This window comes from Vibrio aestuarianus (assembly GCF_012395185.1).
GTDB lineage: Bacteria > Pseudomonadota > Gammaproteobacteria > Enterobacterales > Vibrionaceae > Vibrio > Vibrio aestuarianus.
Window position 1 is genome coordinate 57,599 of sequence record NZ_JAAZTU010000026.1, and the last position, 12,030, is coordinate 69,628.

A 12,030-nucleotide genomic window follows, 5' to 3' on the forward strand; every position below is an offset into this window, starting at 1 on the left:
TTTATCGCCGCTTTAACTTTTAGAGATTAAGTCAGTCCGTTACTTAATTTTCAGTCGCTACTTCGTTCGCATTCTCGATTTTATCGTCCACCGCTTTAACCAACAGTAGACCCACACCAAGTACGATCGCACCGCACAATACAAAAATCATGCGTCCCCAGAACGGGTTTGGTAGTAAAAACATCGCCATCACACCAACACCCGCAAAAGCAATGAGTGAACCAAGCATTTTGCGTTGTTTGTTATCAAGTTTCTGTTGTGCAGAAGACTCTGATACAAGTGGTGTGGCCAAGTTTTCGAAGAATTTATCGACATCAGCTTGGCGCTCTGCTGAAAGGGGTTTGTAGAACAAGGTGGTTGCCATGAAGAAGCCTCCAGTGATCACCATGTGACTGATCAAACCAATTGCAACTTTCAAGTCGGCCCATTCACGACCCGTTAAAGGTTGTAAGTCGAACCAATTCTGAATTGTTTCTGCGTTAATAACGAAACCAACGTAGTAAGAAACCAGTGCACCAACAACCAATGTACCCCAGCCAGCCCAGTCAGGCGTTTTCTTAATAAAGAAGCCAAAGAAGGCAGGAATTGTCATTGGGAAGCTAATTAACGCACCCACGTACATCATTGTATCGAACAGGCTTAGCCCTTTTAGCGAGTTAATAAATAGCGCCACCAAAATGATCACAATGCCGAACACAGTGGAGGTGATTTTTGAAACGAAAACCAACTCTTTCTCTGTTGCATCAGGACGCAGAACCGGTTCATAGAAATTCTTAACGAAGATACCAGAGTTGCGGTTTAACCCAGAATCCATAGACGACATGGTCGCAGCAAACATGGCGGCAATAAGAAGCCCAACCATACCAGCAGGCATGTATTCTTCTACAAAATATAGATAAGCGAAATCAGCCGCTTTCTTACCAGCTTCTGGATATATTGCTGCTAAATCAATACCTTGACCTGCGATAAACCATGACGGCATAAACCAAATAATTGGACCTATCGTCATTAATACACACGCTAACAATGCCGCTTTTTTCGCGTTTTTAGAATCTTTTGCCGCCAAATAACGGTAAGAGTTCAACATGTTATTGGTAATGCTAAATTGCTTAACAAAGATGAAGAATGCCCAAATTCCAAAGATACTGAGATAATTTAGGTCATTACCTGAAACAAATGAGGCACCTTCTTGAACTGGGAAATTATTAATAATTTCACCGACTCCACCACCTTGAATAACCGCAACGACAGCACAGGTTACCGTTACAGCCATGATAATCACCATCTGCATAAAATCAGAAGCAATAACCGCCCATGAGCCACCCGTCACTGACATCACTAGCACCACGAGGCCAGTCAAAATGATTGTGGTCGTCATATCAAAACCGAAGATGCCAGACGCAATGATCGCCAAACCGTTTAACCAAATGCCGGCTGAGATAACGCTATTTGGCATCCCAGACCAAGTAAATACTTGTTCATTGTGCTTACCAAAACGCATACGGATCGCTTGTATAACCGTAACAACACGCAATTGACGGAATTTAGGCGCAAAATACAAATAATTCATTAGATAACCGAAAGCGTTAGCAATGAAAATAATCGCTACCGCAAACCCATCATTAAACGCTTTACCCGCTGCGCCTGTAAATGTCCACGCACTAAATTGCGTCATAAAAGCTGTGGCACCGACCATCCACCACAGCATGTTACCCCCCCCACGGAAGTAGTCGCTGGTATTACTGGTAAATGTTCTAAACATCCACCCTATAGCAATTAGGAATAAAAAGTAGATTCCTACGATTAAAGTATTGAGTTCCATCTTAAGACCTTTTTAGTGATGAGGTTTAATGTTCACACTATAAAACTCACCCAGACAGATTTGTAGTACAATATTGAAAATGCGTGACTAAAATCTAAGTTACAACATGACCTCATTATGGTTCGGTGATCCAAGTCAAGTATACGAAAGCAGCCAAAACCATCGATCAATTCAATATTTTTCTATCAAAAACGCCAAATTTAGGCCTTTTAGTATTAAATGTTGATTTGATATCCCTATTTTAAAATAGTGATTACTTACACTTACAATAGAAGCAGAAGTATTTTTGTATGATTAGAAATGATTGTGGTTTAGATATGGATGCAATGACATAAAAAAAACGCTCGTACTGCCTGTATCAGTATGAGCGTAAATCGAGGGAGATCCGTTGCTAGGTTTCGATCGTCGTTAGAACGCCTAACAAACATTATAGTTATAAGTTGGGAGCAACAATTGAAGTGCTAATTCAAACGCTTCAATAAATCATTCTTTAGCCACCGGCTATAAACCTGAAATGAACGGGGTCTTTGAATGGCAAAAGGTTAGCCTGTTCATTCTTTTCACTAAAGTATAATTGTACTACAAATAAAATCAATAATAAAAATCATGAACTCTTGATGTAGAACACATTTTCTACGTACCTTCAAACACACAGCACCAAGATAAATACATAACACATTGTATTTAAAGTGTGAAATCAAGACTCGTCAAACATTGAATCATAATTGCAAGCAATTAGATAAGATTCACAGATCCCTACCTCTTTTTGCCTTATCATATTTGTATTACGTTACTACTTAAGGTTCTATTTTATGAAAAAGAATAAAATGCTACGTCTTGCGGCCAGCATTGGTTCATTTATGTTCGCGACAAACGGCTTTGCTGCTAATTTTGTGTTTTTAGATGAAGCAACGCTCAACACAAACCGAACAATTCTAAATTCAGACAAAGTAACGCCATCAATGAACCACAGTTACCAGTTACTGCTAGAAGAGGCCGAACTCGCTATGGTCGAAGGGCCTTTTACTGTAACAGACAAAGGGATGATTCCACCCAGTGGTGACAAACATGACTATTTGAGTATCAGTCCTTATTGGTGGCCAGACGAAGGTAAAAGTGATGGCCTGCCGTGGATTCGCCACGACGGTAAAACGAACCCGGCTTCGAAAACAAATGAAACCGATTCCACGCGTATTGGCCACTTCACCCGCTCGGTACGAGCATTAGCGCTAGCGTATTATTTCAGTCAAGATGAAAAATACGCCACACAAGGTATTGAATACATCAGAACGTGGTTCATCAACGAAGACACTAAAATGAACCCTAATGTAAATTTTGGCCAAGGTGTTCCCGGGGTTGCAGATGGCAGACGTAGTGGCATCATTGACACACGGACATTGGTTGAGCGTACATTAGATGCTATCGCAATTTTATCTCAGTCTGCACAGTGGACAAAGAGCGATGAACAACAAATTACTCAGTGGTATAGCGATTACTTAGATTGGTTAATTGTCGATGATTTGAGCGGTGGCCCTCAAGGTGAAGCCTACTCACCCAATAACCATGGTACATGGTATGACTACCAAGTCGCTGGTATCGCCTATTTTCTAGGAAATGAAGTCCTGACCAAACAGATGATACAAAAAGGAAAGATGCGCGTTGATACTCAGTTTGAAAAAGATGGCTCCCAACCACATGAAGTTCAACGCACTCGTGCTTACCACTATCATTACTTTAGTTTGGATCCGTTAGTCGGTATTGCACAACTAGGCGATAAAGTCGGCATTGATCTCTGGCATTATACGAATAAGAATGGCGGTTCATTAGCGCAGGGGATTCAACTGATGGCAAACTACAATGACCCAGAAACTAAATGGCCATATACCCAAAAAGACAAACGTCGCCGTGTAGAGCGAATGACCCCTATCTACGTCAAAGCAGGAAATGCGATGCAAAATCAACAGTGGATAAATCTTGCGACTAGCACTGACTTCAGCCAATTTACTGTTAAGAAAAACCTAGCAGAAGTGTGGGCACAGCGAGATATTGAACTTCTCTATTCGATTCGCTAAGACCATAATATCTATATTAAAAACTCTAGGCTAAATATACCCATTCACGCCTAGCAGAAACATCAATGTATTTAAGGACATACTATGTTATTTGGTACGATTAGTAAGTTAAACCAGGTAAGCTATATTCAACCGCAAATTCAACATTGGATTGAAGAAGCAATCGCTATTGCGAAAGAAAACCATACGGGAAAATATACACTTTCTCATCCGGAGGTGTTCGTTATTTTAATGGAAATCAAAACCGAACAAACGTCGGTCCGAAAAGCTGAAATCCACAAAAAGTATATCGATGTGCAACTGATGCTAGATGGCGTTGAGTCACTCGGTTACACATATGATTTATCACCGGAACTAGAAGCACTGGATGAGCTTGAAAATGACGTTGCACTGTTTGAAAACGCAAGCAATGAACAATTTGTCACGATAAATAACGGTGATTTTGTCGTTTTCTATCCAAATGAAGTACATCGTCCATTATGCTCTGTTGGAGAAGACAAACTCGTAAGAAAAGCTGTGATTAAAATCCCCCACTACCTGATCTAATTGCCATTCCATTCCCTAAACTATTGTTTTTCTACTCTTCATTATCGCCTCTTTCTGGCGATAATGAAGGTCAGTAACAAGTTAACGATATCACTCTATTTCCGCTTCGTAGACCATTTCACAAGTCAAACCTAAGCAGCTTTGTATTATAAAATAACTTATGGAGATAGATTTCAGACCTTGAAAACTTGCTTCGAATCACAATTCCAAAAATCCCCCTCTAATAACCACCGGCACAAAGCCAACACAACCAATTGATATAAAAAGATAAATGTCATTTGAAATATTATTTTACATCCTTATTTCTTCGTAAAGGCACAAGAGCGATCGCTATCACAGTCATTATTAACCCATACAAATATAATTAGCATATCTTAATACAAATAGAGTATCATAAAATGAAACCAATCAATAAACTGACTATTGCAGTGTGCACCACCCTACTTTCAACTTCTGCACTTTCTGCATCTATTGATATTCGCCATGAATACAAACACAGCTCAGAGCAACACGCTACGCGTGTAAAAATGAACGAAAGTATCAACAATCTTTACTTTAGCGGTGAACTAAAGTTCAAAGGCAAAGATGGCGAATTTTTAGAAGACCTACAGAATAATGGTTGGGAATTCGATTGGGGCTACCGTGTTAAACTTAACGACAATTGGACATTAATCCCAGGTATGCCTGTTGAAAGCCGTTCTTCGGGCATGACCTATAAGCCTCAACTGCGCGTTACTTATGCTTTTGATAATGTCGAAGGACTCACTCTGAGCGGTCGTTATCGCTATGACATGTATCAAAATAATAATACAGATGATAAACGTCGCCATCGCCTAACTGGTAATCTCGGCTACAAGTACGAAAAATGGAGCTTTGGTTTAGAAGCAAATTACTACAAAGCTGATGATTACGAGTTATTCAAAGATAAAGAAACTGATGTAGAATACAATTCAACCATTCGACGTACAATTGGCCAATGGTCTCCATACGTTGAATTTGGCTACATCAGCTACAAAGATAATGGCGGGTTCGATATCGGTGACGGCTCGACAACGAACAATGATTATGAACTACGCAGCCGTATCGGTGTGAGTTACAGTTTCTAACATTCAAGTCTATTGCATTCATTTAAAAGCGCTCGGCATTTGCCGAGCGCTTTTTTCATTTTGTTATTCAATAACGCGTTGTTTTCTTTTCCTAGTAAGACTTCTCAGCATTGGTTTCCAACGAATTGGCATCATTGGTATAACAATAAGTGCTATTCCGAAGGCGGTGAAAATATCGGGAATTTCATCAAACCAAATTACACCAAAAAACGTGACAAATGCTAAGCCAGAATACTCAGCCAGTGCTATTTGGCTAGCAGGAGCTTTTTTAAATGCGATAACCACCAAGGCATGATACGCAAGTACAAAAAGATTTATCGCCATAATCCACATCACGTGCTGCCAACTAATAACTTGCCATTCATAAACCGCCAAAACTAAAGCCAGTGGCAAAGTCATCAATGTTGTCCAAAACAGTGTGCACACTAATGGCTGGTCAGTCGGTAATCGACGGATAAGTATATTACCTAATCCAATAGCTAGCGCACTACCTAAAGCAACAATGGCGGCCCAATGAAAGTGCTCCGGACGCAATACAATCAACACTCCTAAAAAACCAATGGTTGTAGCAATTATTTTTCCAAGTGGTGGGTTTTCTTTAAGTAGCACCACTGATAAAGGTAAAACCAACAACGGTCCAACATAAAACATCGCATTCGCTGTAGCCAATGTTAAGTGTGTGATCGCCACCATAGCACACGCACTGCCTAATAAGATGAGCTGGGCTCGCCAAAAAGTCACTTGGCTAAAACCATTCATACGTTTCACTTTTGGCAAACGTAACCATAAGGGAAATATAATAAGTAAGCTTAGTACTTGACGAATAAAGACATATTGAAACGTTGGCACTTCTCCGTTTAGCATTTTCAAAGAAACATCGGATAAAGAAGCTAATAAATTCGCCAACACAAGCAACAAGATGGCATGGGTAATTGTTTTTTGGTTCATGGAAACCTAATAAAGTAAGAATAAAAAATAGTTTAAAGACAACTGTGATTAAAGTTATTGGCTTATTCGGTAAAGTGAGCCAAAAGCAGGGGGATGATGGGGAGAAAGACGCTTTTGCTGAGCCAATAGCAACTCAGCTGTTGCTACTGCATCTGCTAGTGCATTATGTCCATTATATTCAGGTAAACGATATCTAACACGTGTACCTGATAAGGTAACATCCGGCTCTTCATGATGGCTGATAGCTTTTTCCATCTGCTTTTCCATACTCATTGTATCTAGCCAAATTAAAGGCAGGCCTGATACATCGAAATACGTTTTAAGATAATGATCAATAAAGTTGGCCTCAACAATACAGGCGTGAGCCACCAGCACCTTATCTTGAGCTGCTTCAAAAAAAGCCAGCATAGCATCGTGTAATGACACTCCACCTATCAACATTTGGGGCGTAATATGATTAATGACTGCCGTTTCTGGTTTGACTTGAGATTGGTTATTTACATACATATGCTGACAAGTCGCAAGATCAACTCTATTACACGATACCTCAACCCAGCCGAGCGACAAGATATGATCCGATTCGAAGTCCAGACCTGTCGTTTCGATATCCAACACAATGAAGTCAATATCACTGCTAAGCTGTTTAACATCGAGATCTGGCAATGTGACTAGTTTGCTTAGTACTTTCGGTAACACTCTAGTTTTTAAGTAATGATTACGACGCCTTTTTAACCTCTCAAAGGGATGAAAATAAGATAACATTAGCGGCTCCCAAAACGGATTTTCACCGCTTCTTGGAGATCTGCGATAATGCGAAATGCGTCTTTAAGGTGTTTGCGTTCGAAACTGCCAAAATGATCCGGATTGATATGATTATTGGGTTCTTCACCCTTCTTTAAAGCAGCCAACTGGTGGCTAAAACGGAACGACAAAATAAATTGGTACGCCCCTAAGATGTTTTTGAAAGAGTCATCACTAAGAATACCTTTGCCATTCGCGGCTTTAAATCGTTCATCCGTTGCGGATAAGTCACACTCAACCGCCAGGCCGTAAATACGAGCCAAATCAATAATAAGGTTAATAGCGTATTTCTTGATATTCAGTGTTTTCCGATTTTCCCCTGATTTTTCAAGGACCAGACTATTGAATATCCCTAGTGGCGGATTAGTGTTAATCGCATCTTTTACTAGCGTACTAAGAAACTCGCGGTTAGCACGAATGTTTTTATGCAGCTCATCTCGTAATATTTGCTCATAATCACTGTTGCCATATATGGTACGGATTTCGAGAAAAACGCTGATATTAAGCAAACACTCGTATTCTGGATTCGCTACCCATTTTTTATAGTAATGCTTCCATACATTCAAAGGTTGGCACCACTTTGGCGTTGCAGCCATATACTTACCAGGACATAGTGGATAATCACAACTGGCGAGTCCATTACTAACAATCATGGCCAAATGATTAAAATATAAACGGTCACTATCAGTCGCTTCGTCAGCCAGTACTATCGCACTATCTTGATCAGATAGCATGTGGACTTCATTTCGGGCATGAGAACCAGCAACGATCCATGAAAAATCACACGGTGGCGGTCCTAAGTGATCAATAGCAATTTTAATCAACCGTCGAGTATAGGAATCCATAATCATTGTCATGACTTTACCGATTGTCTCAGGTGAAACTCTTCCTTCAACGAGCGCTTCAAAGATAGCTTGGCGTTCCGCAGTAAAAGTACTTAATGTTTTTACACTGTCTGCGTATTTTATTTTTTCAATTAGGAAGATCGCCTGTACACGATGGTTTTGAACAAGATGAGATGTAGTCAGCAATCCAACCACTTTATTATTGTCGACTACAGGTAAATTACGAATATTAAATTGCATCATAATGGAAGCCGCATGTAATACGAGATCATCCGGTTTAATGGTAAGTGGTGAATGCGTCATAACACTTGAAATCGGTGCATCAATTGGAGTGGCATGGGCAATAACACGCTTTGTCATATCTCTATCAGTAATCAAACCAACAATGGCACCATCTTCCAAGATGACGGCACAAGACGAACGCATCACTACACGCATTTCATGAGCAACAGACTGAATGGATTGGTCAGCTTGCACAACAGCAATGCGTCCACTCGCTACTTCTTCCACACGGCGAATAAACAGGCCTTTTTCTTTATTAGACCAAACCACATCCAGTGCTGACTTTAATCGTACTTGAGCTTGAGATGCAAAATGCTCGACACTACTCGGAAATTGTTTAAAAAGATTTTGTAGGGCCGAATTAGGTATGACATAGAGTAGAGTATTCTCTATGGCAATAGCGCTATAACCATTATTATCATCGACATTACCTTCAAGAAAAGTAAAACCAAACAGGTCTTCAGTACCAAGTCTCGCGCGCAGAACGCCATCCGCCTTTCGTTGCTCCATTGAGCCAGTACGGATGATATACAACGATTTTTCTTGTCCTTCTAGACATAAATCAATGACCTCACCTTTGGCGAGATAAACAATTTGAATATGGCTAGAAAGCTCTCTTAATGCCTCTTTAGGAACTTTATCAAAGGGATCAATTTGACCAACAAACTGAACAATATTTGGCAATAGAGATTGTGTCATAACGAATACCTTTGGTTGATTAGTATTATTATATAACCTACAACACAAAAAAGCATACTATGAAAATTTGTATCCACTTCCAACCATCGTTATTGGTCAAACTCTTGAGCTTCAGCCACTTCACTCATGGCTTGAAAAGTTGCAGAGATAAGAGCCACTCTCTACCAGTTGCTCTATTCACCGCTAAATATCAATGCTTTTAGCTGCAACTTAAACTTCCGTTGAACACAAGCAAAAAACATGTTCAAAAACTGCAACAAGCAGGGTATCAAGCGTGGTGTTATACGGTCAACAACCCTAAGAAGCTGCGCCGTTTAAAGACTATTAATGCTGTATTTAGCGGCTATACTCAAACTACTTGAAGTTTGCAGGTAGACGGCAAGTAAGTGAATACCCATGAGCATAGATAAACTCTGTGATTGGGGTGAGCAAACGTAGCCAACACCGCTACAACTTCAAGTAGGAAGGATATATCCAGAATTAATTTGGTGATACCATTAATTTTGATTTTATAGAAACAGCGCAGTCTTATTGTTTTATTTGATGATAGACAGGTACTGAAAATAAAATATGGTGCTTATAACTCTGTGCCTATATTCAATTTATCGAGTCATCCATAGACTCTTCTTTTATTTGAAGTGGATCATAGTCAGGGCCATAATCAATCAGCAGCTCCTCGCCCTTATTTATATTTCTCAGTGCTACATAAAACACATAGTTAGGACCAAATCTGACACAGTCAAGATTATTATGCTTAGCAAATATTTCTTGTGGCTTATTACTCGGTAAATGGGCAGTATTTATTGTGGCTAATGAATTCGCATACTGAGAGGCGTCGATGTTTCTCTTCTTTGATTGAGTACTCCATAAATACGTCAATACAGATACAGATCCCTCTTTTCTCATAACAGAAGCGACTGAGCGTTCATCTTCATGCAAGATCCCAGAGTAAACCCCCAGTACTTCAAATTTTTTGATATCACGTTTGGCAAATACGGACAGCCCACGCCGCGGTCCTTCATCTACAGGCACGGCTGTATCTGCCCATGAATTAATCCAAGCAGCATGTTGAGCTTCCATTGATTTCTTTAAAAAATCTTTACATTGACCTGCAATAGCACTTTTAATCCCACTCCTTTCTTTGGCATTTGGTAAAAAACTTATAGCTTTCTTTAACTCAGCTCCATATTGAGTAACGCTTAAGCTCTCGATGCTATCCTCTGTTAAAGCAACTGCAGATTACGATGGATTTGTAGATTTTCTTAAAATGGGCGCTCCGTCATCTATGCATGGCCTTTTAGGCGGTTGACTATACTCAAAATACACTTCGTCATTATTTTCAAGCAGTAGCTCTTGTTTCATCTCCATGTTTGTAGTTGATGGTTCAGATTGCACATTTAGTCGAGTCATATTGTTAACAATAACAGAGACTCGAGGTCTTTCTATCACGCTTTGTGGATAACCTGCTTGATGATTCAGAGCTGGGTTTTCTCTGAAGTCGTTGGGCTCAAAACAAGTCTTATCATTACCCTCAGGTAAGACCTCTTGTTCTATCTCTGCGGTACGTGCTTCTTGCTGGACAGAATCCCGAGCAACAATTACTGACCTTCGCTGGCCTTGTAAAATGGGTGGGGTTTGAGGCACTGCCCTCCTAATTACCGACGCTCGCTGACCATCGCCCCCATCTTGTAAACGGTCTTGCTTAATCATCGCTTGGTATTGATTGGAAAAAGAGGCATGAGCGTCATTTTGATTTAAAAGTCTCACAGCCTGATGGGCATATCGTTTATCCAAATTAGGAAGATGTCCAAGTAGAGCCCTCAGATTTTTAACACCACCATCATGTTCGACTGCACTCACTAATTCACCATTAGTGATCTCCAACTTATTCAGCTCTTCCTTCTGCTCAGGTGTGATCTCTAGCAGGGCCCGCAGATTTCTTGCACCATTAGTTGTTCTTACAACGTTGACTAGCAGATCCTTTGTGATCTCAAAATCATTCAACTTTTTCACCTGCTCAAGCGTGAGAGCTAGGACTATCTGCAGAGTGTTGGAACTACCACCACGTCGCACTGTACGAATTAAGTTTTTGCCAGTAATCCCAAGATTAATCAGTTTTTCCCTCTGTTCAGGTTGGAGATCCAGCAAAGACTGTAGACTTTTGGTGCCACCATTATGTCCGACTATACGAACTAAGTCGTCAACAGTGATCCCCAGATTATTTAGCTCTTCCTTCTGCTCTTGCGTAAGTGTAATCAATGCCTGCAGACTTTTGGTACCACCATTATGTCCGACTACACGAACTAAGTCGTCAGCAGTGATCCCCAGAATATTTAGCGTTTCCTTCTGCTCTTGCGTAAGTGTAAGCAATGCCTGTATGATTTTTGAACCACCATTATGCTCGACTACACGAATTAACCTGTCAGCAGTGATCCCCAGATTATTTAGCGTTTCCTTCTGCTCTTGCGTAAGTGTAAGCAATGCCTGTATGGTTTTTGAACCACCACCGCATTTCATAATAGAGACAACTTTATCACCTACCACTCCCAAATCATTCAATGTTTTTTCCTGTTCTGGCGTGAGATTAAGCACGGCCTGCAGAGTTTTAGAACCACCAGGCTGCCCGACTACACGAATTAACTTGTCAGCAGTGATCCCCAGATTATTTAGCGTTTCCTTCTGCTCTTGCGTAAGTGTAAGCAATGCCTGTATGTTTTTTGAACCACCACCGTATTTCATAATAGAGACAACTTTATCACCTACCACTCCCAAATCATTCAATGTTTTTTCCTGCTCTGGCGTGAGATTAAGCAATACCTCCAGAGTTTTGGAACCGCCATAATGTCCGAGTACTTTAACTAATTTGTCGGGGGTGATCCCAAAATTACTTAGCTTTTCCTTTTGCTCTG

9 protein-coding genes are annotated in these 12,030 nt (G+C 40.4%); 3 read left to right on the top strand and 6 right to left on the bottom strand.

Going from position 1 to position 12,030, the window contains the following annotated elements; translation table 11 throughout:
• Nucleotides 1–43: 43 nt before the first annotated feature.
• Nucleotides 44–1,822 (bottom strand): sodium:solute symporter family transporter, encoded by a 1,779-nt coding sequence (locus HGG78_RS13095; RefSeq protein ID WP_172533158.1) that lies wholly within the window; start codon nt 1,820–1,822, stop codon nt 44–46.
• Nucleotides 1,823–2,634: 812 nt separating this feature from the next.
• On the opposite strand from HGG78_RS13095, the gene HGG78_RS13100 reads away from it, so the two are divergent.
• From HGG78_RS13100 to HGG78_RS13110, 3 genes are all read left to right on the top strand, one after another.
• Nucleotides 2,635–3,894: an alginate lyase family protein gene (locus tag HGG78_RS13100; protein ID WP_172533159.1), complete on the top strand. Its 1,260-nt coding sequence runs from the start codon at nt 2,635–2,637 to the stop codon at nt 3,892–3,894.
• 84 nt (nt 3,895–3,978) lie between these two features.
• Nucleotides 3,979–4,440, top strand: coding sequence for a NanQ anomerase/TabA/YiaL family protein (locus HGG78_RS13105; RefSeq protein WP_172533160.1), 462 nt, complete (start codon nt 3,979–3,981; stop codon nt 4,438–4,440).
• Between the two features lie 398 nt (nt 4,441–4,838).
• Nucleotides 4,839–5,546, top strand: coding sequence for an oligogalacturonate-specific porin KdgM family protein (locus HGG78_RS13110; protein ID WP_172533161.1), 708 nt, complete (start codon nt 4,839–4,841; stop codon nt 5,544–5,546).
• A gap of 63 nt (nt 5,547–5,609) precedes the next feature.
• Here the strand turns inward: HGG78_RS13110 and HGG78_RS13115 are convergent, their stop codons facing one another.
• From HGG78_RS13115 to HGG78_RS13135, 5 genes are all read right to left on the bottom strand, one after another.
• Nucleotides 5,610–6,494: a DMT family transporter gene (locus HGG78_RS13115; protein ID WP_171981127.1), complete on the bottom strand. Its 885-nt coding sequence runs from the start codon at nt 6,492–6,494 to the stop codon at nt 5,610–5,612.
• Nucleotides 6,495–6,548: 54 nt separating this feature from the next.
• Nucleotides 6,549–7,256 carry a 3'-5' exonuclease gene (locus HGG78_RS13120; protein ID WP_172533162.1) on the bottom strand — a complete coding sequence of 236 codons (708 nt, stop codon included), beginning with the start codon at nt 7,254–7,256 and terminating at the stop codon, nt 6,549–6,551.
• The gene (locus HGG78_RS13125) at nt 7,256–9,121 is read right to left on the bottom strand and encodes a putative nucleotidyltransferase substrate binding domain-containing protein (protein WP_172533163.1); all 1,866 of its coding nucleotides are present in this window, start codon (nt 9,119–9,121) and stop codon (nt 7,256–7,258) included. Before HGG78_RS13125 ends, HGG78_RS13120 begins: the two co-directional genes overlap by 1 nt.
• A gap of 597 nt (nt 9,122–9,718) precedes the next feature.
• Nucleotides 9,719–10,201, bottom strand: a complete 483-nt coding sequence (locus HGG78_RS13130; protein WP_172533164.1) for an SET domain-containing protein-lysine N-methyltransferase — start codon at nt 10,199–10,201, stop codon at nt 9,719–9,721.
• 159 nt (nt 10,202–10,360) lie between these two features.
• The coding region (locus tag HGG78_RS13135) for a hypothetical protein (RefSeq protein ID WP_172533165.1) at nt 10,361–12,030 on the bottom strand (1,670 nt) is incomplete at its 5' end.

Bases quoted from the DNA above. Each gene is read 5' to 3' on its own strand.
- HGG78_RS13095 (WP_172533158.1), bottom strand. From the start codon at position 1,822: ATGGAACTCAATACTTTAATCGTAGGAATCTACTTTTTATTCCTAATT.
- HGG78_RS13100 (WP_172533159.1), top strand. From the start codon at position 2,635: ATGAAAAAGAATAAAATGCTACGTCTTGCGGCCAGCATTGGTTCATTT.
- HGG78_RS13105 (WP_172533160.1), top strand. From the start codon at position 3,979: ATGTTATTTGGTACGATTAGTAAGTTAAACCAGGTAAGCTATATTCAA.
- HGG78_RS13110 (WP_172533161.1), top strand. From the start codon at position 4,839: ATGAAACCAATCAATAAACTGACTATTGCAGTGTGCACCACCCTACTT.
- HGG78_RS13115 (WP_171981127.1), bottom strand. From the start codon at position 6,494: ATGAACCAAAAAACAATTACCCATGCCATCTTGTTGCTTGTGTTGGCG.
- HGG78_RS13120 (WP_172533162.1), bottom strand. From the start codon at position 7,256: ATGTTATCTTATTTTCATCCCTTTGAGAGGTTAAAAAGGCGTCGTAAT.
- HGG78_RS13125 (WP_172533163.1), bottom strand. From the start codon at position 9,121: ATGACACAATCTCTATTGCCAAATATTGTTCAGTTTGTTGGTCAAATT.
- HGG78_RS13130 (WP_172533164.1), bottom strand. From the start codon at position 10,201: ATGGAAGCTCAACATGCTGCTTGGATTAATTCATGGGCAGATACAGCC.